General features: G+C 70.5%; 21 protein-coding genes. 9 read left to right on the top strand and 12 right to left on the bottom strand.

The genetic code is table 11. From position 1 onward, the window contains the following. The first annotated feature begins 152 nt into the window (after positions 1-152). From AB0J97_RS31830 to AB0J97_RS31820, 3 genes are all read left to right on the top strand, one after another. Positions 153-353 carry a cold-shock protein gene (locus AB0J97_RS31830; RefSeq protein ID WP_068927743.1) on the top strand — a complete coding sequence of 67 codons (201 nt, stop codon included), beginning with the start codon at positions 153-155 and terminating at the stop codon, positions 351-353. Positions 354-697: 344 nt separating this feature from the next. Then, positions 698-2326: a chaperonin GroEL gene (gene groL / locus AB0J97_RS31825; protein WP_357696638.1), complete on the top strand. Its 1629-nt coding sequence runs from the start codon at positions 698-700 to the stop codon at positions 2324-2326. A 152-nt stretch (positions 2327-2478) separates the two neighbouring features. Continuing rightward, positions 2479-2949, top strand: coding sequence for a hypothetical protein (locus AB0J97_RS31820; RefSeq protein ID WP_364095455.1), 471 nt, complete (start codon positions 2479-2481; stop codon positions 2947-2949). A 180-nt stretch (positions 2950-3129) separates the two neighbouring features. Here AB0J97_RS31820 and AB0J97_RS31815 read toward each other — a convergent pair whose 3' ends face one another. Both AB0J97_RS31815 and AB0J97_RS31810 read right to left on the bottom strand, forming a co-directional pair. Next, positions 3130-3660 (bottom strand): YbhB/YbcL family Raf kinase inhibitor-like protein, encoded by a 531-nt coding sequence (locus AB0J97_RS31815; protein WP_357696634.1) that lies wholly within the window; start codon positions 3658-3660, stop codon positions 3130-3132. Positions 3661-3722: 62 nt separating this feature from the next. After that, positions 3723-5723 (bottom strand): AAA family ATPase, encoded by a 2001-nt coding sequence (locus tag AB0J97_RS31810; RefSeq protein WP_364095451.1) that lies wholly within the window; start codon positions 5721-5723, stop codon positions 3723-3725. Between the two features lie 120 nt (positions 5724-5843). Here AB0J97_RS31810 and AB0J97_RS31805 point away from each other — a divergent pair, with 120 nt between their 5' ends. Further along, positions 5844-6179, top strand: a complete 336-nt coding sequence (locus tag AB0J97_RS31805; RefSeq protein ID WP_357696630.1) for a hypothetical protein — start codon at positions 5844-5846, stop codon at positions 6177-6179. A 9-nt stretch (positions 6180-6188) separates the two neighbouring features. Here AB0J97_RS31805 and AB0J97_RS31800 read toward each other — a convergent pair whose 3' ends face one another. Genes AB0J97_RS31800 through AB0J97_RS31785 form a run of 4 tightly spaced genes read right to left on the bottom strand, consistent with a single transcriptional unit; the run spans position 6189 to position 9512 of the window. Continuing rightward, positions 6189-7379, bottom strand: coding sequence for an ABC transporter permease (locus AB0J97_RS31800; RefSeq protein ID WP_364095448.1), 1191 nt, complete (start codon positions 7377-7379; stop codon positions 6189-6191). Beyond that, positions 7376-8038, bottom strand: a complete 663-nt coding sequence (locus tag AB0J97_RS31795; RefSeq protein WP_364095445.1) for an ABC transporter ATP-binding protein — start codon at positions 8036-8038, stop codon at positions 7376-7378. The genes AB0J97_RS31800 and AB0J97_RS31795 overlap by 4 nt, the downstream gene beginning before the upstream one ends. After that, the gene (locus AB0J97_RS31790) at positions 8035-9060 is read right to left on the bottom strand and encodes a peptidoglycan-binding protein (RefSeq protein ID WP_364095442.1); all 1026 of its coding nucleotides are present in this window, start codon (positions 9058-9060) and stop codon (positions 8035-8037) included. Before AB0J97_RS31790 ends, AB0J97_RS31795 begins: the two co-directional genes overlap by 4 nt. A gap of 11 nt (positions 9061-9071) precedes the next feature. Continuing rightward, entirely contained in the window at positions 9072-9512 is a 441-nt protein-coding gene (locus AB0J97_RS31785) for a hypothetical protein (protein WP_364095439.1), read from the bottom strand. Positions 9513-9652: 140 nt separating this feature from the next. Here AB0J97_RS31785 and AB0J97_RS31780 point away from each other — a divergent pair, with 140 nt between their 5' ends. Both AB0J97_RS31780 and AB0J97_RS31775 read left to right on the top strand, forming a co-directional pair. Further along, positions 9653-10309: a response regulator transcription factor gene (locus tag AB0J97_RS31780; RefSeq protein WP_364095436.1), complete on the top strand. Its 657-nt coding sequence runs from the start codon at positions 9653-9655 to the stop codon at positions 10307-10309. Next, positions 10306-11475, top strand: a complete 1170-nt coding sequence (locus AB0J97_RS31775; protein WP_364095433.1) for a HAMP domain-containing sensor histidine kinase — start codon at positions 10306-10308, stop codon at positions 11473-11475. The genes AB0J97_RS31780 and AB0J97_RS31775 overlap by 4 nt, the downstream gene beginning before the upstream one ends. 46 nt (positions 11476-11521) lie before the next feature. Here the strand turns inward: AB0J97_RS31775 and AB0J97_RS31770 are convergent, their stop codons facing one another. Then, complete coding sequence (locus tag AB0J97_RS31770) at positions 11522-12166, bottom strand: TetR/AcrR family transcriptional regulator (RefSeq protein ID WP_364095430.1); 645 nt, start codon at positions 12164-12166, stop codon at positions 11522-11524. Next, complete coding sequence (locus AB0J97_RS31765; RefSeq protein WP_364095427.1) at positions 12166-12765, bottom strand: NADPH-dependent FMN reductase; 600 nt, start codon at positions 12763-12765, stop codon at positions 12166-12168. Before AB0J97_RS31765 ends, AB0J97_RS31770 begins: the two co-directional genes overlap by 1 nt. An 83-nt stretch (positions 12766-12848) precedes the next feature. Between AB0J97_RS31765 and AB0J97_RS31760 the strand changes: the two genes are divergently transcribed. Further along, complete coding sequence (locus tag AB0J97_RS31760) at positions 12849-14033, top strand: MFS transporter (RefSeq protein ID WP_364095424.1); 1185 nt, start codon at positions 12849-12851, stop codon at positions 14031-14033. Between the two features lie 300 nt (positions 14034-14333). On the opposite strand, the gene AB0J97_RS31755 is transcribed toward AB0J97_RS31760, so the two are convergent. The 3 genes from AB0J97_RS31755 to AB0J97_RS31745 form a co-directional block, all read right to left on the bottom strand. Next, positions 14334-15986: a DNA repair helicase XPB gene (locus AB0J97_RS31755; RefSeq protein WP_357696610.1), complete on the bottom strand. Its 1653-nt coding sequence runs from the start codon at positions 15984-15986 to the stop codon at positions 14334-14336. A gap of 67 nt (positions 15987-16053) precedes the next feature. After that, the gene (locus AB0J97_RS31750) at positions 16054-16407 is read right to left on the bottom strand and encodes a hypothetical protein (RefSeq protein WP_364095421.1); all 354 of its coding nucleotides are present in this window, start codon (positions 16405-16407) and stop codon (positions 16054-16056) included. Positions 16408-16475: 68 nt separating this feature from the next. Continuing rightward, positions 16476-17951, bottom strand: coding sequence for an AMP-binding protein (locus AB0J97_RS31745; RefSeq protein WP_357696606.1), 1476 nt, complete (start codon positions 17949-17951; stop codon positions 16476-16478). Positions 17952-18192: 241 nt separating this feature from the next. On the opposite strand from AB0J97_RS31745, the gene AB0J97_RS31740 reads away from it, so the two are divergent. Then, a complete protein-coding gene (locus AB0J97_RS31740) occupies positions 18193-18378 on the top strand; it encodes a hypothetical protein (protein ID WP_357696604.1) in 186 nt (61 codons plus the stop codon). Then, complete coding sequence (locus AB0J97_RS31735) at positions 18375-19730, top strand: hypothetical protein (RefSeq protein WP_364095416.1); 1356 nt, start codon at positions 18375-18377, stop codon at positions 19728-19730. Before AB0J97_RS31740 ends, AB0J97_RS31735 begins: the two co-directional genes overlap by 4 nt. A 22-nt stretch (positions 19731-19752) precedes the next feature. On the opposite strand, the gene AB0J97_RS31730 is transcribed toward AB0J97_RS31735, so the two are convergent. After that, positions 19753-22083 carry a helicase-associated domain-containing protein gene (locus tag AB0J97_RS31730; RefSeq protein ID WP_364095413.1) on the bottom strand — a complete coding sequence of 777 codons (2331 nt, stop codon included), beginning with the start codon at positions 22081-22083 and terminating at the stop codon, positions 19753-19755. Positions 22084-22095 lie beyond the last annotated feature (12 nt).

Genomic DNA, 22095 nt, shown 5'->3' with positions numbered 1-22095 from the left:
AATTAGCGGTTTGTCGATTGACTCTGTTGCCAAACCCCGTGCCACAGGTATGGTCGAGGGCGATCGTATGGCTGATTTTCCCAAAAGTCAGGCGATTACAGGTCTCGCGGAGGAATGGGCGAGATCTGCGAGCCCAGTAAGAGGAGTCGGAAGTGGCGCAGGGCACCGTCAAGTGGTTCAACGCGGACAAGGGCTACGGCTTCATCGCGGTAGACGGTGGTAAGGATGTATTCGTCCATTACTCAGCGATCATGATGGACGGGTACCGATCTCTCGAACAGGGTCAGCGCGTCGAGTTCGAGATCACGCAGGGCCAGAAGGGGCCGCAGGCGGAGTCCGTCCGCGCGGTCTGACCCACCGTCGCCGGTGTGAACCGGGCGGCACGCGCGGCAGCGCAGTCCGCGTGAGCCCGCCACTGTTTCCTCCGTCGGCTTCGCACGGCGGGCCGCACCTCCTGGGGCGGCTCGCCGTACGAACCGGTGTGCCCGATGACCTGCCCGATGACCTGGGGCAGGGGGCCCGTGGCTTGCACTCGGCAGGGTAGAGTGCTAAACAGTTCGTTGGCACTCTGTATGGCAGAGTGCCAACAACCCGGATCGAGACGATGGGGTCTGCCGAACGGAGATGCAGACCCATGCCGTCGCGGGCGTCGGCTCGGTCCAGCACACGCCACCCTGCATCTGGGAGGTCTAGCCTTATGGCAGCCAAGATGATCGCGTTTGACGAGGACGCCCGGCGCGGTCTCGAGCGCGGTATGAACCAGCTCGCCGACGCCGTCAAGGTGACCCTTGGTCCCAAGGGGCGCAACGTCGTGCTGGAGAAGAAGTGGGGCGCTCCCACGATCACCAACGACGGCGTCTCCATCGCCAAGGAGATCGAGCTCGAGGACCCGTGGGAGAAGATCGGCGCCGAGCTGGTCAAGGAAGTCGCCAAGAAGACTGACGACGTCGCCGGCGACGGCACCACCACGGCCACCGTGCTCGCCCAGGCGCTGGTGCGCGAAGGTCTGCGCAACGTCGCCGCCGGCGCCAACCCGATGGCACTGAAGAAGGGCATCGAGGCCGCCGTCGAGCGCGTCAGCGAGGAGCTCTCCAAGCTGGCCAAGGACGTGGAGACCAAGGAGCAGATCGCCTCCACCGCCTCCATCTCCGCCGCCGACCCCGAGATCGGCTCGCTCATCGCCGAGGCGATGGACAAGGTCGGCAAGGAAGGCGTCATCACCGTCGAGGAGAGCAACACCTTCGGTCTCGAGCTTGAGCTCACCGAGGGCATGCGCTTCGACAAGGGCATGACGTCGATGTACTTCGTGACCGACTCCGACCGTATGGAGGCCGTGCTCGAAGACCCGTACATCCTGATCGTCAACAGCAAGGTCTCGGCCAACAAGGACCTGCTGCCGCTGCTCGACAAGGTCGTGCAGTCCGGCAAGCCGCTGCTGATCATCGCCGAGGACGTCGACGGCGAGGCTCTGGCGACCCTGGTGGTCAACAAGATCCGCGGCCTGTTCCGCTCCGTGGCCGTCAAGGCCCCGGGCTTCGGCGACCGCCGCAAGGCCATGCTGGGCGACATCGCGATCCTGACCGGTGGTCAGGTCATCGCCGAGGAGGTCGGCCTCAAGCTGGAGACCGCCACCCTCGACCTGCTCGGCCGCGCCCGCAAGGTCGTGGTGACCAAGGACGAGACCACCATCGTCGACGGCGCCGGTGACGCCGAGGCGATCTCCGGCCGGGTCAACGAGATCCGCGCCGAGATCGAGCGCACCGACTCCGACTACGACCGTGAGAAGCTGCAGGAGCGCCTGGCCAAGCTGGCCGGTGGCGTGGCGGTCATCAAGGCCGGCGCGGCGACCGAGGTCGAGCTCAAGGAGCGCAAGCACCGCATCGAGGACGCCGTGCGCAACGCCAAGGCGGCCGTCGAGGAGGGCATCGTCCCCGGCGGTGGCGTGGCGCTGCTGCAGGCCGGCGCCAAGGCGTTCGACAAGCTCGAGCTCAACGGCGACGAGGCCACCGGCGCGGCGATCGTGAAGAAGGCTCTGGAGGAGCCGCTCAAGCAGATCGCGGTCAACGCCGGTCTCGAGGGTGGCGTCGTCGTGGAGAAGGTGCGCAACCTGACCCCGGGCGAGGGCCTCAACGCCGCTTCCGGCGAGTACGTCAACATGTTCGAGTCCGGGATCATCGACCCGGCCAAGGTGACGCGCTCCGCGCTGCAGAACGCCGCCTCCATCGCGGCGCTCTTCCTGACCACCGAGGCCGTCATCGCGGAGAAGCCCGAGAAGACCCCTGCTGCTCCGGCCGGCATGCCCGGCGGCGGCGACATGGACTTCTAGGCTTCGCCTGGTCGCTGACGCATCAGAAGGCGGTTCGGATCTCCAAGGATCCGGCCGCCTTTTGTTGTGTCCAGTGCGGTCACGTTTAGTAGTTATTGACTACGGAAAGTAACGACACGAAGTGACATTCACCGCACAAAAGGAGTAGTTACATGAATTCCCGCACCGCGCGCGTTCTCGGGCTCGGCGCCGTCATGCTGGCCGCCGCTGCCGCCATGACCATGCCGGCCGAGGCCGACGACCACGGTTACCTGGACGAGTCGCTGGAGTACGTGGACGTACCCTACTGCGCGGGCTACCTGGAGCTGTACGACCGCGACTACTGCGCCTCGCCGTCGAGGTGGACGTCGTCGGACCAGCGTGAGGACCTGTCGGACGCCTTCGAGGACGAGTCGTCCGACGATCGCGCGGACGTGTCGGACGAGAGCGAGGACACGTCGGCGAACGAGGGCGCGGACGTGTCGGACGAGAGCGAGGACGCCTCGGCGAACGAGGGCGCCGACGAGGGCGCCGACGAGGGTTCCGACGAGGGCGAGGACATGTCGGCGGACGAGCGTGAGGACACCTCGACCGACGCTCCCGGGGACATCACGTTCGCGGACGGCACCGTGCAGGACGACTGAACCCGTCTGGGTGACGCGGGGGCGTACGAGACCCGACGCGGCACCACGGCGAAGGCGCTCCGTATGCGAACGGGGCGCCTTCGCCGCGGTGTTGTGCCGAACTCGGCCCCCGAACCCGGGCCCAGAACTCGGACGCTGAACCCGGACGCTGAACTCAGACGCTGAACTCAGATGCTGAACTCAGATGCCGAAGTGCGCGATGACGTGACCGCGGGCCAGCGTGTTGGCGGTGATGTTGAAGCCGACCACGGCCGGGCTCGCGTCGCTGCCGACGCCCAGCTTGTCGACCCCGAGCGCGTGCACCGTGAAGACGTAGCGGTGGGGGTCGCCGGGCGGGGGAGCGGCGCCGCCGTAGTCTTTGGTGCCGTAGTCGTTGCGGGCGTGGACCGCGCCGGCGGGCAGGCCCTTGAAGTCGGGGCCGGTGCCCGCGCCCCTGGGGAGCTCGGCGGTGTCGCCGGGAAGGTCGAACAGCACCCAGTGCCAGAAGCCGCTGCCGGTGGGGGCGTCGGGGTCGTGGCAGGTGACGGCGTAGCCGCGGGTGCCCTCCGGGGCGCCGGACCAGCGCAGCTGCGGCGAGACGTTCCCGCCGGTCATCCCCCAGTCGTTGAAGACGTGGAGGTCGTTCAGCCGCTCGCCGTCCTGGATGTCGTCGCTCTCCACCACGAGCGCGGGGACGGAGGGCAGGTGTTCATGCGGAAGCGGTGCGGGCACGGCATCCTCCTAGGTTGACAGCTCCTTCAGGCCATCCTAGAAGCGGCCGCGCCCGCCCTCCGTCAGGCGCCGAGCTGCGCCGGGAGCGGCTTGTCGTGCAGGACCGTGAGCGAGGTGACCGCTCGGGTCAGGACCACGTACAGGCGGGCCAGGCCGCGGGGCTCGGCCTCGACGATGTCGGCGGGCTCGACGACGATCACGTGGTCGTACTCCAGGCCCTTGGCGAGCGTGGCGGGCACGATCAGCAGGCGGTGCTCCTGCGCCGAGTCGGGGTCGAGCACCGCGTGCGGCAGGCCGGACAGCGCCTCGGAGACCGCGGCGACCATCGCGTCGGGGACGATGACGCCGATCGAGCCCTCCCTGGCCAGCACCTCCCGGGTGGCCTCGGCGACCGTGCCGCCCTGCCGGACCGTGAGCGAGCCCGCGCCCGGACGCAGCGACCGCGGGGCGGCCAGTGCCGGGGCGATCGAGGGCAGTAGGCGGGCCGCGTAGTCGAGCACCTCGCGCGGCACGCGGAAGCCGAGCGTCAGCTCGGTCACCTCGCCCTCGTCCTGGCCGAGGTGCTTCAGCACGGTCTCCCACGAGCTGGTGGACCACGGAGTGGTGCCCTGGGCCAGGTCGCCGAGCACGGTGGCCGAGCCGTTGCGGCAGCGCCGGCCGAGCGCCCGCAGCTGCATCTCCGACAGGTCCTGGGCCTCGTCCACGACGAGGTGGCCCAGGGACGGCGTGCGTTCCATGAGGTCGTTCAGCTCGTCGAGGAGCGCGCCGTCGGCGGCCGACCATTTGGCCGACTTCCAGCTCCGATAAGGCTTCCGCCAAAGCAGCATTTCCTGCTCGTCGGGCGACAAATCGGTTTTGGCGGCTTTAGTGAGGAATTCTGGGTCTGACAGCAGGCGGTGAAGGACCTGTTCGGGCGTCAGTTTCGGCCACACGGCCTCGACGAGCTGCTTGACCGGCTTGGACCTGGCCACCGCGTCCTGGACCCGGTCGTCGGGCGACTCGCCGCGCTGCTCCATGCGTACGAGCACCTGGTGGGCCAGGCGCTGGGCCAGCGCGGCCCGCCCCGGCAGGTAGCGGGTGGTGCCGCGCAGGGACGCCACCATCTCGCGCACCTCGTGATCGGCGACCCGGTAGCGGTAGGCGCCCTTCGTGAAGACCAGGCCGTCCTCGGGCTTCACGATGTGCATCCAGAGCGCCCGTTCGAGCACCGCGGCCATCCTGGCGTCGCCCTTGACCGCGGAGACCGCCGGGTCCTCCTGGGCGGCGTGCTCGCCGAGCAGCCCGGCCACCGTGGTCTGGTCGACCTTGACCTCGCCCAGCGCGGGCAGGACGGAGGAGATGTAGGACAGGAACGCCCGGTTCGGTCCGACGATCATCACGCCCGACCTGGCCAGCCGCTCGCGATGGGTGAACAGCAGGTACGCGGCCCGGTGGAGGCCCACGGCGGTCTTCCCGGTGCCGGGGGCGCCCTGGACGCACACGGTCTGGGCCAGCGTCGCGCGGACGATCTCGTCCTGGTCGGGCTGGATGGTGGCCACGATGTCGCGCATCGGGCCGGTGCGCGGGCGTTCGATCTCCTCGGTAAGGATCTTCGAGGGGCCGACCTCGCCGCCCTCGCCGAGCGGCTCGTCCTCGAACGCGGTCAGCGCGCCGCCGTGGTACCCGAAGCGGCGGCGGCGTACGACGCCCATGGGTTCGGCGGGGCTGGCCTGGTAGAACGCGCGGGACACCGGCGCGCGCCAGTCGATGACCAGCGGCCGGCTGGTGCCGTCGTGCACGTGGCGGCGGCCGACGTAGATGGTGACCGGCAGGTCGTCGCCGCCCTCGCGGTCGAGCCGGCCGAAGAACAGCGGCGTGTCCGGATGGTCGGCCAGGGCGGCCACGCGCTGGTCCAGCAGCGACTGGAGGATCTGCTGCGAGACCCAGTCGCCGGCCGCGTCGGCCGACAACGACTGGGCATGGGCCCGCATCGCCGTGAGCGCGGCCCTGGACTCGGCCAGGTGGGCCTGCTCGGCGGAGAGCACGTCGGAGGGTATGTCGGGGGCCAGTTGATGTGCGGGCACGCGGAAGCGCCTCCCAAGGTCGGAAACGGAGGTGGTCAAGGCAGCGAATCGACCAGTTTAGCGGCGGCCTTCCGGTGGCTCCAAAGCATTTACCTGTCCCCGGCGGGGTAAGGAGGGAAGGTGGCGCGGCTTCGCCTCGGCTTCTCGCCGATGATCCCCACGGTCGCGAGCTTCCTGCTGGCGGCGCTCTGGGGCCTGTCGGTCTTCGCCGGCTGGGGGCTGGAGGCGTTCTGCGCGGGCGGCGGGCCCTCGTCGGCGTGCTCCCAGCGCCTCGGCACGGTCTCCACGGTGTCGGGGGTGTTCGCCGCGGTGGCCGCCTGCTCCACGCTGGCCGCCTGGCTGGTCCCCGCGTCGCGACACGACCCGCGCACGTTCGGCCGCCTCATGGGGACGGGCGTCGCCACGTGGATCGTCGCCGGAGGGGTGCTGTTCCTCGGCGGCCTGCTCGCCAGGTAGGTCCTGGCGTCAGCTGGACGCCAGGGCCACTGTGGGAGGCAGGTGGGAGGCCCTGATCGCCGGGTAGATCCCGGCGATCGCGCCGACGGCCAGCGTGGCGGCGAAGGCGCCGGCCAGCACCCACGCGGGCACCGTGGGGGGCCAGCCCTGCCACAGGGCGTACCCGGCGGTCACCAGTCCGCCGAGTGCGAGCCCTGCCACTCCGCCGAGCACCGACAGCAGCAGCGACTCTGTCAGGAACTGGATTCTGATCTGCCCACGTGTGGCGCCCAGCGCGCGACGTAGCCCGATCTCTTTGCGGCGCTCCAGCACCGAGATCACCATCGTGTTGGCCACGCCCACGCCGCCGACGAGCAGTGCGACTGCGCCAAGTCCGAGCAGCAGGTTGGTGAAGGTGCCCGCGGTGGCCGCGCGGGCGACCAGCGCGTCCGACGGGCGGGAGACCGCGATCTCGTGCGGTCGCTCCGGGCTGACCGTCCGCGCAAGCATGCCTCTGACCTGCTCCACCGATTCCTCACTCGACCGCTCGTACACGGTGGTGGGGTGACCGTCGAATCCGAGCCGCTCCTGCGCGACCGGGAAACCGATCAGCGCGGCACGGTCGATCTCCGGCGCGAGCGGCACCGGGGCGAGGATCCCGGTCACGGCGAACCACCGGTCGCCCACCCACACCTGGACTCCGGTACGGCTGACACCGAGCCGCTGGGCGGCGACCGAGCCGAGGACGACGGCCGGCTGGCGGGCGATCGCCTCGTCGAACCAGCGTCCGGTGCCCACGCGTCCATCGAGTGTGCTCAGCAGGTCCAGGGAGGTGGCCTGAACGGTCAGCCCGCCTGTGTCCTCCTTGGGGATGCGGTCGGTCCTGCGGACGCTCGCGTCCACGGTGCCGGTGACACTGGCGTCGGTGACGCCGGAGATCCTGCGTACCATGAGGGCGGCGTCCGGATGCAGCTTGACCGGATCGCCCATGAGCGCCTTGCCGGGTTCCACCCGCAGCAGGTTGGTGCCAAGCTGATCGAGCTGACGCAGCAGCTGCTCCTGGCCGGACGCCGAGATGCCGATCACCGAGATCATCGTCGCGATGCCGATGGCGATACCGAGCGCGGACATCACCACGCGCGATGTTCTGGCCCGCAGGCCCGCGGCGCCGACCCTGGCCACGTCGCGTGGCCGTAGGCGGACGGGTGCGAGTGAGGTCATGCGTCCTCCCCGATGCTGCCGTCCTGGATGCGGACCCGTCTCGGGCACCACTGAGCGATGTCCATGTCGTGAGTGATCATGACGATGGTGGTGCCCGCGGTGTGAAGCTCGCGCAGAACGGCGAGCACCTGCCGGCCCGAGGCGGAGTCGAGGTTGCCGGTGGGTTCGTCGGCGAGCAGCAGCGGCGGGTCGCCGACGACGGCTCGGGCGATCGCCACGCGCTGCTGTTCGCCCCCGGACAGCTGGTGCGGACGGTGGTCCAGCCGGTGAGCGAGGCCGACGCGTTCCAGCGCCGTCCGGGCGCGTTCGCGGCGTTCGGTCAGCGGACGTCCCGCGTAGAGGAGGCCGTCAGCCACGTTGTCGAGGATCGGGACCCCGGCGGCCAGGTGAAACTGCTGAAAGACGAAGCCCAGGTGGAGCGCGCGCAGGACGGACAGCTGGCGATCGGTCAGCGTGCTGACGTCGTGCCCAGCGATGCGGACGGTGCCAGACGTGGGGCGATCCAGGGTACCCAGGAGGTTGAGCAGCGTCGACTTGCCCGATCCGGATGGGCCGATGATGGCCAGCAGCTCTCCTTCGGCGACCTTCAGGTTCACGCCGCGCAGCGCCTCGACAGTGTCGTTGTGGCGTTTCCTGACGTTCTCGACCTCAATGATCATGTAGCCGGCACCCCGACCTTCATGCCCGCTTCCAGCCCAGGGCCGAAGATCTCGACACGCCCTCCGCCATACGCACCGGTCTTGACGGAGACCACGCGCCCACCGATCTCCACCCCGTAACCACCGTCGGCGGTGGCCAGCAGCGCCTCGACAGGGACGCTCAGGACGTCGCGCCTGCTGATGCTCTCCAGCAGCACGGTGACGGGCGTCTGGTCAGCGAGCCCACTCTTGAGCTTGGCGAGCCGGACGCCGACGTCGATGGTGGCGTCGCCCTCGCGCGACTTGGCCACCGCGCCGACCGTGACCAACGTCCCGGCGACCGTGCCGCCGCCGGGCAGCTCCACCTTCACCATGGCGCCCTTCCTGGCCAGCGCAAGGTCGGCGACGTCAAGGTCGAGGTGGACGAGGCGGTCGGTGCCGGTCGCTGCGAACACCTGGCGGCCAGGGGAGATGCTGTCACCGACTGCCACGTCCGCCTTCGCGATTCTGATCTTCGATGGCAGGAACACGACCTGCTCGGCGTCCACGACTCCGGTCTGCGGGAGGCCGGCGCGCTTCTGCCACGCCCGTACGGCGCGAGCGGTGGCCCGCGAGAACCGGTCGTCGATGGTGACGTCCTTGCCGTAGCCGAGCGCCTTCAGTGCCTTCTCCAGCTGGCGAACGTCGGGCCCGCCCTTGGCTCCCTGGCGGAGCGGCCGGTAGAGCGGCAGCTTGCCGTACATCAGCACGACGGGCTTGCGGTCCACGCGATAGAGCACCTGGCCCTGACGCAGGATCCGGCCAGGGGCGGCCACCGCTGTGATCGTCCCGGCGATGTGACCGCGCACGGCTTGCTCTCCCGTGAAGATGATCTTGCCGGAGAGCGAGGTCGTGTCGGTCAGGTCACCGCGGACGACGTCCGCCGTGGCCTGTGGTGGCGGCGAAATGGCGGCCGTGTCGCTCTCGCCGCCCATGGACAGGGCGGCGGCGGTTCCCGTCACCACAGCCGCAGCGGCGGCCAGGCCGACGAGCATGCGTTTCATCTCTGTTCCTTTCATCGAGGCAGCAGGTGACGGCACTCGTTCTGCGCCTTCTCGAAGGCCGCGCGGTCCTTGTCGTCGACGTCGACCTGGTAGTTGCCGGTCTTGGGGTCGGGGTCGTGAACCTTCATGCCGCGCTCTCGCATGCACTTGGCGAATGCGGTCACGGCGTCGATGTAGGCGGCGTCGACCTTCTTGGCCAGCCCCCCGGCCTCCCTCCACTTGGCGCAGGTCTGCTGGGCCTTGTCGAAGGCGGCGAGGTCCTTGATGGCGTAGCCCTCATCGCCGACGGTGTCCGGAAAGTCGTCGATGCCGTTGTCGCGCACGCACTGGGCGAACTTCACCTCGGCATCGGAGGCGTAGAGCGACTGCTGGGCCTGGGGCGAGGCCTGCGTGCCGCCTCCAGAGCACGCGGTGGCCAAGGCGAGCAGGAGCAGGGCGGTGAGCTTCTTCATGGATCCCCTCGATCCGGCTGGTGGTGGATGCGAGTCGAGTAGATCCGGATCGCCCTAACATCGCAGTTACGCGATCGTGTTATGTCGGGGTTATGCCGCGTTCGGCAGGTTTGGCATCTTCAGGTGAAGGAGGGACTTCCTTGCGCGTGTTGATCGTCGAGGACGAGGAGATGCTCGCGGATTCGATCGCCGAAGGGCTGCGTGCCGAGGCGATGGCCGTGGATGTCGCCTATGACGGGGAGAGCGCGCTCGAACGACTCGGCGTCCACGACTATGACGTGCTCGTCCTGGACCGTGACCTGCCTGGCGTGCACGGTGACGACGTCGCCAGGACAGTGGTCGGATCTGAATGCGCTGTGCGCGTTCTCATGCTCACTGCCGCCTCGGACGTGCCGTCCAGGGTCTCGGGGCTGTCGCTGGGCGCCGACGACTACCTCACCAAGCCGTTCGCCTTCGAAGAGCTGCTGGCCCGCATCCACGCACTGGGCCGACGCGCTTCGCGTGCCGACCCGCCGCAGCTGGAACGCTCCGGGATCCGGCTCGACCAGGCCCGCCGCGAGGTCTACCGCGACGGGCGCTACGTCGCGATGGCCCGCAAGGAGTTCGCCGTGCTCGCCGAGCTGCTGAAGGCAGGTGGCACCGTCGTGTCCGCCGAGCAACTGCTGGAGAAGGCCTGGGACGAGAACGCCGACCCCTTCACCAACACCGTGCGGGTGACGATGATGCGCCTGCGCCGCAAGCTGGGCGAGCCTCAGGTCATCGAGACCGTCCAGGGAGTGGGGTACCGGATCCTGTGAAGCTGTCCGTCCGCCTGCGGCTCACGCTGCTGTACAGCGGAATCTTCTTCATCTCCGGCGTGCTGGTGCTGGGCATCAGCTTCCTGATCGTCCGGGGAATCCTGGACGACACCCGCCTCAGGCTGCAGGCCGCCCCCGAGTTCTTGCCCAGCCATGCCGTCCTGGAGCCGAGCGGGAAGGTGGTGCTGGTCAAGGTCTCCAAGCGGGACGTGCTCAACGGCCAGCAGAACTACGAGCAGGCGACGATGACCCGCTTCCTCCTCCAGGCCGGGCTGGTCGTCGTCCTGCTGGGGGCGCTCGCCACGATTGCGGGCTGGATGGTGAGCGGGCGCGTCCTCAAGCCCCTCTACCAGGTCACCGATACCGCGCGGCGGGTCGCCCACGGCCACAATCTCGCCGAGCGCATCGCCTACACCGGCTCCAACCATGACGTGAAGGACCTGGCCGACACCTTCGATTTGATGCTCGCCCGCCTGGCGCACGCCTTCGACGTGCAGAAACGTTTCATCGCCAACGCCTCGCACGAGCTGCGCACACCCCTGGCGATCAACCGGACGCTGGTGGACGTGGCTCTGCGCAGGCCCGACGCCACCCCTGACACCCAGCGGCTCGGCGAATCACTGCTGGTCGTCAACACTCGGCACGAGCGTCTCATCGACGGCCTGCTCGCGCTGGCCGAGAGCGACAGGCCCGTCCTGGAACGCCATCAGCCCGTGGACCTGTCCGAGGTCGCCTCCCACGTCGTCGACCACGCCGGTGAGGAGGCCGACGCCAAGAGCATCGTCCTGCACCAGGCGCTGACGCCCGCGCCGACCAAGGGCGACCCCGTCCTGCTCGAACGGCTGGCGCAGAATCTCGTGGAGAACGCCATCAGGCACAACGTCCAGGGCGGCGAGGTCTGGGTGACGACCAGGCTGAGCGACGGCGAAGCGGAGCTGTCCGTGGCCAACAGCGGCCCGATCGTGCCCGCCTACGACCTGGAAACGATCTTTGAGCCGTTCCGCCGCCTGCGAGCCGACCGGGTGCGCTCCGACCGCGGCACCGGGCTGGGCCTGTCCATCGTGCGTGCTACCGCCCGAGCCCATGGAGGCACGGTGGTGGCCGAACCACGCGAGGAAGGCGGGCTGACGGTGACCGTGCGCCTGCCCTCATCGCCCCCGCTGTGACGCCGTTGCCCACATGACCCGCACCGGGCTGAGCGGTGTCGGTGTGCTACCCGGCGGTGGCGGCATAGCTGCGGAGGAAGGCCTGCACGCCCGCGGTGACGAGCCGGGTGATCTCCTCCGTGGAAAGCGGTATGGCGCCGTAGAAGGTCTGCTGGTTCACGTCGGTGACGGTCAGCAGGGTGAGGTGGGCGGCGGCAACGTCGGCGTCGTCGATCCGTAGCAGGCCGCGCTCGGCGATCCGGCGCAGGTACGGCGCCAGGCGCAGGTGCCCGGTCTGCGGGCCGGCCGCGACCCATGCCTTGAGGATCGGCGGTGGGATGTGGGCCGCCTCCGCCTCGATGGCCCGCACCAGCGCGAAGTGGTCGGGGAAGGCGGTGACCGCGGCGACCCGGTCGAGGGAGAAGTCGATCAGGTCCTGCTCCAGATCCACGATCTTGTGCAGGTGTCGGTCCATGATCTGTGCGATCGCTGCGGTGACCTCGTCCGCGCCTTCCAGCGCGACGGTCAGGAACAGTTGCTCCTTGTCGGTGAAGTGCCGGTAGATGGTCCGTTTGGACACCCCCGCCGCCGCGGCGATCGCGTCCACGCTGGCCCGGGTGTAGCCGTCGCGGCCGAACACGCGACGGGCGGCACGGGTGATCGCCTGGCGCTTTTCCGGTCGGCCGTACGGCTCGGCCTGGCGCAGGGTCATCAACGTCCTTCCCGCTGGAAACTCCTCGGTGCAGTGTAGGGGCGTCCGGGGCTCTGGCGGGCCTTGCGGGCCAGGGCGTCGAGCAGTTCGCGCAGCAGGTCGGTGGTGTCGGGGTCGGTCAGTCGGCGGTCGTGCGTGAAGCGGGTGTCGCAGTGGAAGACCGTCACCTCCGGCTTGACGACGACTTCCGCTCCCACCGAGGCCAGGATCTGGCGAAGGGCGAGCTGGGCGCGTACCGAGCCGAACGGTCCAGGCGAGGCGCCGGCGATGGCCACGGGCTTGCCCCGCAGCAGCCCTTCGGGGGCCGTGCTGGCCCAGTCGATGGCGTTCTTCAGCGCGGCCGGAACGGAGGCGTTGTGCTCCGGCGTCGCGATCAGCAAGGCGTCGGCCGCGGCGATGCGGGCGCGCAGCGTCGTGACCGACGCCGGTGGCGTGCCGGTGTCCAGGTCCTGGTTGTAGAGAGGCAGCCGGCCCAGGTCGTGATCGATGTCGATGACGAACCCGCCGGGTTCGAGCGCGCGGGCCGCGTGCAGCAGGGCCGTGTTGTGGGAGTCCGCGCGCAGGCTGCCGGACAAGGCCAGGACGGTGAGCTCGGGCATGTCTCTCCTCGGGAGTTCAGGCAACGCGACCAAAGTACACTAGTCAGTGTCAATCGGAAACCGGTTGGTGTACTTTGAGGCGGGTGACCCCCGCAATCGCGCAGAAGAGACACATCGCCGTCCTTTACCTCGCTCTCCTGGCCACGCCGACCTCACTCAGCGCCAACAGCACCATCACCGTCATCCCCGAGCTGGCCCGTGCCATGGGCGTCTCAGCCGCCGAAGCCACCTGGGCCGCCACCGCCTTCGGCTGGGGCGGCGTCCTCGGCGCTCCGCTCACCGCCGCGCTGCTGCGCACCCGCGGCATGCGCGCCGCCACACTCGTCAATGCCACCCTCATACTTCTCGGCACACTTCTGGTGGCCGGCGCACCCGCGCTGCCGGTGTTGCTCGCCGGCCGCGCCGCCCAGGCCGCCGGCGGAGGAGGCCTGGTCTCCATCGCCATCACCTTGGCCGGGACCGCCTCGCGAGCAGGCGCCATCACCGCCGGGGTCGGATTGGTCGGCGCGTTCGGCCCGCTGGCCGGCTCGACCTTGTCGGTGATCTCCTGGCGGGTGCCGCTGCTGCTGTCCCTGCCCGCGCTGCTGGCCGTCCCCGCCGTCCTCCGCCACGCCGCGCATCACGGCAGCCGGGGAGCCACCGCCGCCCGCACCGACGTCATCGGGGTCCTGCTGGTGGTGATGCTGGTCAGCGCCTTGGTCCTGATCCCGCGTCTGGAACTGACGGCGGCTGCCGCCGCCGCCGTGACCGGCCTGCTGCTGACCCTGCGCGTCCGCAGGAAGCCCGCGGGGTTCGTCCCTCGGCCGGTCATCCGCTCCCGGGCGTTCGTCACCGCGGCAGCGGCGGCCGGCACGCTGTCCACCTCCTACTTCGCCCTGCTCTACACCGTGCCCCGGCTGCTGGAACACCATTGGACGACCGAGCGGATCGGGCTGATGACGCTCATGATGTTGACCGCCGGCTCGATCGCCTCACTGTGGTTCAGCCGGTGGACCTCCCGGCTCGGTGCGGCCGTCACCCGACCTGTCTTGCTGACCACGGGCGCCGTGGCTGTCGCCCTGCCGCTGCTCTCCCCTTGGCCGGTGCTCGTCGTGGCGTCCACCGCGTTCGCGGTGTTCGCCGCCACAGCGGCGATGGCCTGGTACGCGGCCCGCGTCGGCGAGGTCGTGCCGCACGAGCACCGGGCCACCGCCGTGAGCCTGTTCACCCTCTGCTACCAGCTGGGCGGCGCCTTCGGCCCGGCACTGGCCACACTCCTGCTCGCGTGAACCGACCCGGCGTCAGAGCCGAACTCTCGATCAGCCCATTGGCGACTGGCTGGAGCCGTAGGAGTTCCGGGGCCAGGTAGCGAACCCGGCAAAGAACGTATCTCTGAGCGAACGTGGGAATACCGAAAAAGTCGGGCATTTCAGGTGCGTTTGTCGGATCATGAGGGTATGTCGCAGGCGGCGTGATAGTACGCAGGTGAGGGGGGTGGTTCGATGTCGACGACCCGTGGAGTCTCGTGGACGTGACATAAACGCCGTGCCTGGCCGCTCAGGCAACGAGCGGCCGGGCCTTCAACCCCGTCACACCTCGTCGTGCACGTCGTCGGCGTCGATGATCTGGTACGCGTACCCCTGCTCGGCCAGGAAGCGCTGCCGGTGGGCGGCGAACTCCTGGTCGACCGTGTCCCTGCTGACCACCGTGTAGAACCGGGCGCCACCGCCGTCGGCCTTGGGCCGCAGCACCCGTCCGAGCCGCTGCGCCTCCTCCTGCCGTGACCCGAACGTGCCCGACACCTGGATCGCGACGGCCGCCTCGGGCAGGTCGATGGAGAAGTTCGCCACCTTCGACACCACCAGCACCTGGATCTCCTTGTCGCGGAACGCCTGGTAGAGGCGCTCACGCTCCTTGACCCTGGTCTCGCCCTTGATGACCGGCGCGTTGAGGTGCTCGCCGAGCTCGTCGAGCTGGTCGATGTACTGGCCGATGACCAGCACCTGCTCGCCCAGATGCCGCCGGACCAGCGCCTCGGTCACGTACGTCTTGGACGGCGTGGTGGCGCAGAAGCGGTAGCGCTCCTCGGCCTCGGCCATCGCGTACGCCAGCCGCTCCTCGTCGGTCAGCGTGACCCGCACCTCGACGCAGTCGGCGGGCGCGATCCAGCCCTGGTTCTCCATCTCCTTCCACGGCGCGTCGTAGCGCTTGGGGCCGATGAGGGAGAACACGTCGCCCTCGCGGCCGTCCTCGCGCACGAGCGTCGCGGTCAGGCCCACCCGGCGGCGGGCCTGGAGGTCGGCGGTCATCCTGAAGATCGGCGCGGGCAGCAGGTGGACCTCGTCGTAGACGATCAGGCCCCAGTCGCGCGCGTCGAACAGCTCCAGGTGGCTGTAGACGCCCTTCCGCCTGGTGGTCATCACCTGGTACGTGGCGATGGTGACCGGGCGGATCTCCTTCTTGTTGCCGGAGTACTCGCCGATCTCGTCCTCGGTCAGCGTGGTGCGCTTGAGCAGCTCGGTCTTCCACTGGTGGGCGCTGACCGTGTTGGTCACCATGATCAGCGTGGTGGCCTGCGCGTGGGCCATGGCCGCCGCGCCCACGATGGTCTTGCCCGCGCCGCAGGGCAGCACGACCACGCCGGAGCCGCCGTGCCAGAAGGCGTCGGCCGCCTCGCGCTGGTAGGGGCGCAGCTCCCAGCCGTCCTGGAGCAGCTTGATGGGGTGGTGCTCGCCGTCGACGTAGCCGGCCAGGTCTTCGGCGGGCCAGCCCAGCTTGAGCAGCGCCTGCTTGACGTTGCCGCGGTCGCTCGGGTGCACGATGACCGAGTCGGCGCCGAGACGATCGCCCAGCATCGGCTGGATCTTCTTCGAGCGCAGCACCTCTTCGAGCACCGCGCGGTCGGTCGAGGTCAGGACCAGGCCGTTGACCGGGTCCTTCTCCAGGCGCAGGCGGCCGTAACGGGCCATGGTCTCGGCGATGTCGACGAGCAGCGCGTGCGGCACCGGGTAGCGGCTGAAGCCGATCAGCGCGTCGACGACCTGCTCGGCGTCGTGGCCGGCGGCACGCGCGTTCCACAGGGCCAGCGGCGTGACGCGGTAGGTGTGGACGTGTTCGGGCGCGCGTTCGAGCTCGGCGAACGGCGCGATCGCCTTGCGGCACGCGTCGGCCTTCTCGTGGTCGACTTCGAGCAGCAGCGTTTTGTCCGACTGGACGATGAGCGGGCCGTCGTTCACGGACATCCCTTCCTACGGTTGACCCTTATCCAACACACACGACGGCAGGAACAGTCCCGGAACGGGTAATCGATCAGTCGTCCAGGCGGCCGGTGAGGCCCAGGAAGAGGAAGAGCGCGACGTTCAGCACGAGACCGGTGCCGAACAGCACCCAGCTCCAGAGCAGCAGCGAACGGGCGCTCCCGGGCTGCTCGCGGGCCCGCGTCAGCGCCACGGCGGCGAGGATGCCGCCGGGCAGCCCGAGCACGTTGAGGCAGGAGGCCAGGGACAGGAAGTTGAGCACGACGGCGACGATGGCGCCGGCCTGCGGGCCCTCGTCGCGCCGCGGCGGGACGCCGTAGCCGTAGCCGTACTGCGGAGGTGGTTGCCCGCCGTAGGGCGCCCCGTAGGGCAGGTACGGGTAGCCGGACGGATCTTCTTGACTCACGTTCACCTCCAGACACGTCAACGTTTATCACGGAATACGGACGCGCCTGGCCCGGTGTGCGCGGAAGGTCAGAACCGGCCGCGCAGGGCCTTCCTGTCGAGCTTGAGCACGCTGGTGACCGGGATCGACTCGACGAACCGCACCTCGCGCGGGTACTTCACCCGTCCGACCCGGTCGCGCGCCCACTCGATCAGCTCCTCGGCGCTCTCCTCGGCCCCCGGCCTGAGCTGCACGAACGCCACGACCTCCTCGCCCAGCCGCGGGTCGGGGCGGCCGACGACGCCCGACATGACCACATCGGGATGCTGGTTGAGCGCGTCCTCGACGTCGCGGGGGAAGACGTTGAAGCCGCCGCGGATGATCAGGTCCTTCTTGCGGTCGACGATGTAGAGGTAGCCGTCGTCGTCCACGCAGCCGAGGTCGCCGGTGCGCAGCTCGTCGCCGTCCAGTGCGGTGCCCTCGGGGTCGGGCTCGTGCTCGCCCCAGTAGCCGAGCATCAGCGAGTCGCCGCTGACGCAGATCTCGCCGACGTCGCCGCACTCCACCGCCTCTCCGGCGGAGTCGCGGACGGTGATCGTGTAGCCCGCCAGCGGCAGGCCGACGCTGCCGGGCCGTCGCCTGCCCGGCGGGTTGAAGGTGGTGACGGCGCTGGTCTCGGTCAGGCCGTAGCCCTCCAGGATCTGCGTGCCCGGCATCCGGCGCTCGAACTCCTGCAGCGCCTCCCGGCCCAGCGGCGCCGCGCCGCAGGTGAGGTAGGCCAGGTCGGGGAGCGGGTGGGCCTCCAGCGGCTCGGCGAGCAGCATGTGGATCATCGCGGGGACGACGGTGCCGTACTGGACGTGCTGCTCGGCGGCCAGGCTCAGGAACGCCTTCGGCTCGAACCAGCGCATGAGCACGGCCTGCTGGGGTTCGGTCGCGTGCAGCCCGGCCACGGTGATGATCAACCCGTACGCGTGCGAGAGCGGCACAGGCACAATCGCACGATTTTTCCCCTCTTGGTGGGAAATTTCGTATGCGTCCTTGGCGACCTTCCACAACCCGCGATGGCTCAGCATGACGCCCTTGGCGACGCCCGTGGTGCCGCCGGTGTACATGAGCGCGGCCAGGTCGCCGGGGTCCCTGCGCACCCGTTCGTGCTCGGCGGCGGTCTCCAGCTCGGCCGTGTCCACATATATGGGGACGTCCACCGCGGTGGCCCGTACGGTCTCGGCCAGCTCGGGCGAGGTGACGACCGCGGACGCGCCGCTGTCGAGCAGGATGTGCCGCAGTTCCTCGGCCCCAACCAGGAAGACCACGGGCGTCACCACCGCGCCCGCCGCCCACAACGCCTGGTAGACGATCGGGACCTCGGGGGAGGTCGCCATCATCACGACCACCCGGTCACCCGGCCGGATCCCGGCCTCGACGAACCCGCCGCACATCCGCCGCGCACGTTCGGCGAGCGCATGGCTGCGGTGCCAGACCCCGTCGTAGAACACCGAGTCGTGGTCGTCGAACCGGTTCCATGACTCCTCGGCCAGCTGGCCCAGCGTTTGCTCGGTCACATGCACAACCTGATGGGACGGCCCGTGCGCAGTCAACCCTGATCGTCCTCGTGTTCGCCCTTGACTGACGATTGTGGATGATGCTCTCATGCCGAGTAAATGTCCAATATCGGCCTAGAGGGTCATTCGAGTTTTCGGGTGGCGCTAGATCGTGTATTGGTGAGATAAGTAGGGATCCGTGCTACCAGATGGCACCTACTTCGGTTTTGTCACCGGCCCGTCGCCCAGAGCAATGGAGGACATGATCGACATGCGCGCGCCGGCGGCCGTGGCCGCGAGCTTCGCGAGGAACGCCTGGTCGGAACGGCGGCAGCCAGGCGGCGCACGCTCAATCCATAAGCCGGGGAAACAACTTGCCGGACAAAAAGTTTCGGGAAAAACTTTTTCCGTAGACAACTTTCCCGTCAGGCCCGAGGGGACTTCGTGATCGACACGCCTGAACCAGGCGGGACCGACCTCGACGACAAAACGCTCACCCAGAGCGTGATCGCCATCATCGAGCAGCTCGGGCCCCTGGTCGTCCCGGTGGCCCGCGACCTCGACCGGCGCGCGGCCGACACCCTGCTGCGTTCGTACCTGGAGCCCGCCGGCTTCGCCGACGCGGTGCGCCGGCTGTCCATGCGCCACCTGCTCGTGCTGGTGGGGGAGGCGGACATGGGCAAGCGGCTCGGCGCCATCGCCCTGCTGTCGCGCATGTCGCTGGCCGAGGGCAGGATCACCGTGCTCTCACCCGCCGGCAGCGCCGCCGACCTGCTCTCCAGGACCGAGTACGGGCCGGGGCGGGCGTACCTGCTGCACGACTGGATCGCCGGCAGCACCGACCGGATCGAGCTGCTCAACCTGGCCCGCAAGCTCGCCGAGCTGGGGTCGTACCTGGTAATCACCAGGAACGGCGACCCGTCGCAGGCGGTCGAGGTGGAGCAGCCGTGGGGCGCCCCCGACTCCGGTGACCTGTTCGACCTGTACCTGAGCGCGTTCGGCGGCCGGAACGCGCCCGCCGGGGCCGCCACCGCCCGGGTCCGCGCGCTGGCGCTGCCCACGCCCGCCGAGGTCGTCCGCCTGGCCACGCGCCTGGTGCGGGACGACGAACCCGCGGGTGAGGAGGTGGCCGCCTGGTTCGACACCAAGCCGCCGATGCACGAGGTACGCGCGGTGGCGGCGCTCGCGTTCGCGCACGGGCTGCCCGAGCCGGAGTTCGCCCGCCGGTCGGCCGGGTTCGAGCGGACCAGGGAGGCCCACGAGGCGGGGCCGCGGCCGGCCGGGGCGCCGCATCCGCTGATCGCCGTGCACGACGGCCGCGTCGTCTTCCGCGTCCCGGACCACCGCGCGCAGGTGCTCGGGGAGCTGGTCGCCCGGTACGGCTTCTGGTTGTGGCAGCCGCTGCGCGAATGGGCGCGCTCGCTGGCCGGCGAGCTGGACGACGTACGGGCGCGGGCGGCCGAGGGGGTGGCGCTGCTGGCCGCCTGCTCGCTCAAGGAGGCGCAGCAGGAGTTCCTGGAGGTGTGGGCCCAGGGGCGGGCGGCCGAACGGCTGGCGGCGGGCGAGGCGCTGTCGTACATGTGCGCCGACGACGCCCTCGCCCCCGAGGCCCTGCGGCTCGCGCTCACCTGGGCCGGCGACCCGGCCGATCCACGGGCGGTCGCGGCGGTCGTGGGGCTGTGCGGCGGGCTGTCCCTGCGCTACCCGGCCGACGCGGCGACCCACCTGCGACGCCTGTCCACCGCCGAGGGTCCCACAGGGCGGCTCGCCGCCCACGCGCTCACCCTCGGGCAGGCTTGACCCCGGCCCAGCGCGTACGCCGTCAGAGGCCGGCGACGCCGGTGATGCGGTGGAGGGCGAAGCGGTGGACGGCCGCCCTGGTCTCGTCGTACGCCGTCAGGTAGCCGCCCTCCATCCGGGCCGGCTCCAGGATGCGTGAGGTGGCGTTGCCCTGCGAGTCGAGGTACCCGATCCACACCCGTACGCCCTGCTTGATGGCGTCCTGGAGGGCCGAGATCGTGGCCGTGGCGGGGCCCCGGGGCACCGCGCCGCCCGGGGCGTCGACCGGCTCGCGCCGCGCCAGGTGGGCCGCGTCGCCCGCGCGCAGCGCGCGTACGGCCGCCGAGGCCACCTCGGGATCGAGCCCGTTGACCGAGGCCACGGCGCGTACGGGCGCCACCCCCTCGGTACGCCTGCTGTCGAGCTGAGAGATGATCACGTCGCCGTCGAGCGACTCGGCGACCGGCGCGTACCCCATGGCCCGCAGCGAGTCCACCAGCGCCGCCCTGGACGAGCGCGAGGCGATCACGGTGGGGGCCAGCCGGCGCAGGCGGAGCGCGGCGGCGCGGCGGTCGGCGGTGATCTGGTCGAGCAGCGCCGGATCGTCGCACCGGACGTAGGCGCTCGCCGTGCCCACCCGGATGCGCCCGTGCCGCCGGGCCACGTCCGTCACCAGGTACGACAGGGCCTGCGGCACCGGCGTGGCCGAATGGCGGGACAGCATGGCCAGCAGCTCCTCGCCGCCGTGCCCCGCGTCGAGCGCCCGCCGGATCGAGCTCTCGCCGAAGCGGTAGACGGTCGCCCCGCCCTTGGACTCGACGTCGGCGGTGAGCGTCATCCAGCGGTTGAGCTCGCTGGTCAGCGGCCCGGGGGCGACGGCGGTGAGGTCGGCCTGCAGCAACACGTGATCGACGGGCTCGGGCAGCAGCGGGGCGAGCAACCGGGCCGCGTCGCCGCCTTCGAGCAGCGCCCGCCCGTGGCCGGACAGCGCGCCGAGCCCGGTCACGCCGATCTGCTCGGCCTCGCGCAGCGCGAACTCGGTGAGCTGCTCGCGCAGCGGCCCGCGGCGGCGCGGCTGCTCCCAGGCGAGGCGTTCGAGCACCGAGTCGCGGTCGGGCGCGAGGCCCGGCGCGGCGGCCAGCACGCCGAGGGCGGCCTTGCGCACCCCCGGCGCGGAGGCGCGGCGCAGGTCGGTGTGCAGGGCGTTGAGCGGCCGGTCACGCTCGTCGCGCTCGCCGACCAGGCCGGGCACGCGGTCCATGTGCAGCCAGGTCGCGGCGAGCGTCACCCAGCGGTCGGCGGTGGCCCTGACCCGCCACAGGTCGTAGCCGGAGGTCGGCAGCCACTCGCCGTCGACGCCGCCGCCCGCGGCGACCAGCCCCGCCGCGTGCGCCACCTCGACGACCAGCGCCACCGCCCATTCGGGCAGGTCGAGGTCGGTCGAGGTGCGCTTCATGTCGCGTACGCCGAGCCCGCCGGTGCGCAGCACCCCCGGCGGATCGACGCTCCACCGCTCGCACAGCTCCTCCACGGACCTGACGAACGAGAACGCCTGGCCCGCCGCCGTGCGGTCGGCCAGCTCCCGGTCGCGCGCGGCCCCGTCGAGCGCGGGCGGCACGGCGAGCAGGTCACGGTGGACGCGCCCGCCGCGCAGGTGGAGGCCCACCTCGCGGGGCAGCGTCACGCTCTCCTCGCCGGTGGCCGCGAGCAGCCCGCGCGCCAGCAGCTCCTCGATGGGCGAACGCGCCGAGGCCACGCGCACCTCGCGCCTGGCGTTGGGCACCCGCCCGGTCGGCGGCCCCCACACGAGCTGGTCGAGCGCGCCCCTGGCCTCGGGCGAGACCGCTTCCACCAGGGCCTCGGGGCTGGCCAGCACGGCGGCCAGCCGCTCCTTGCCGGGGCCGTCGGTGCCGGGGGCGATGTCGTCGGCCATCTCGTCGAGCTGCTCGGGCGGGTGGTGCCGGAACACGTCGGCGGCCCTGGGGCCGAGCCCGGCGGGCTCCTCCAGCACCTTGCGCACGCCCGGCCCGAGGTCGAGCGCGTTGTCGGGGCCGAAGACCAGCGCCAGGTCACGCAGCCGGTCGAGGGCCGCGGTGAGCGCGGGCTCGGGCCGGCCCGCCGCCAGCGCCCGTCCGACCAGGCCGCGCAGCGCCGCCTTCGTCACCGGCCCGTCCTGTACGGCCAGCGTCTCGACGACGGCCAGCGTGAACCGGTCGAGCCGGTCGAGCACCCTGCCGATCGCCGAAGGGCTGGCGGCCCGCGCGGCCAGCCCCTCCAGATGCGCGGGCACCGGAGTGATCAACTCGGGACGCGCGGAGACGAGCGCCCGAAGCTGTTCGTCGGTGCGCCCCCTGATCCACTCCGTGAACTCCATCGTTGCCATGGT

Origin of the sequence: Nonomuraea sp. NPDC049607 (genome assembly GCF_040675375.1) — a bacterium.
GTDB lineage: Bacteria > Actinomycetota > Actinomycetes > Streptosporangiales > Streptosporangiaceae > Nonomuraea.
Note: the sequence above shows the minus strand (reverse complement) of the source record. Positions and strands in the feature narration are given on the sequence as shown.

Excerpts from the sequence above, each read along its gene's own strand:
- AB0J97_RS31755 (WP_357696610.1), bottom strand. The coding sequence starts at position 15,986 with ATGTCCGTGAACGACGGCCCGCTCATCGTCCAGTCGGACAAAACGCTG.
- AB0J97_RS31800 (WP_364095448.1), bottom strand. The coding sequence starts at position 7,379 with ATGACCTCACTCGCACCCGTCCGCCTACGGCCACGCGACGTGGCCAGG.
- AB0J97_RS31765 (WP_364095427.1), bottom strand. The coding sequence starts at position 12,765 with ATGCCCGAGCTCACCGTCCTGGCCTTGTCCGGCAGCCTGCGCGCGGAC.
- AB0J97_RS31770 (WP_364095430.1), bottom strand. The coding sequence starts at position 12,166 with ATGACCCTGCGCCAGGCCGAGCCGTACGGCCGACCGGAAAAGCGCCAG.
- AB0J97_RS31795 (WP_364095445.1), bottom strand. The coding sequence starts at position 8,038 with ATGATCATTGAGGTCGAGAACGTCAGGAAACGCCACAACGACACTGTC.
- groL (WP_357696638.1), top strand. The coding sequence starts at position 698 with ATGGCAGCCAAGATGATCGCGTTTGACGAGGACGCCCGGCGCGGTCTC.
- AB0J97_RS31785 (WP_364095439.1), bottom strand. The coding sequence starts at position 9,512 with ATGAAGAAGCTCACCGCCCTGCTCCTGCTCGCCTTGGCCACCGCGTGC.
- AB0J97_RS31790 (WP_364095442.1), bottom strand. The coding sequence starts at position 9,060 with ATGAAACGCATGCTCGTCGGCCTGGCCGCCGCTGCGGCTGTGGTGACG.
- AB0J97_RS31740 (WP_357696604.1), top strand. The coding sequence starts at position 18,193 with ATGATCGACATGCGCGCGCCGGCGGCCGTGGCCGCGAGCTTCGCGAGG.
- AB0J97_RS31820 (WP_364095455.1), top strand. The coding sequence starts at position 2,479 with ATGAATTCCCGCACCGCGCGCGTTCTCGGGCTCGGCGCCGTCATGCTG.
- AB0J97_RS31730 (WP_364095413.1), bottom strand. The coding sequence starts at position 22,083 with ATGGAGTTCACGGAGTGGATCAGGGGGCGCACCGACGAACAGCTTCGG.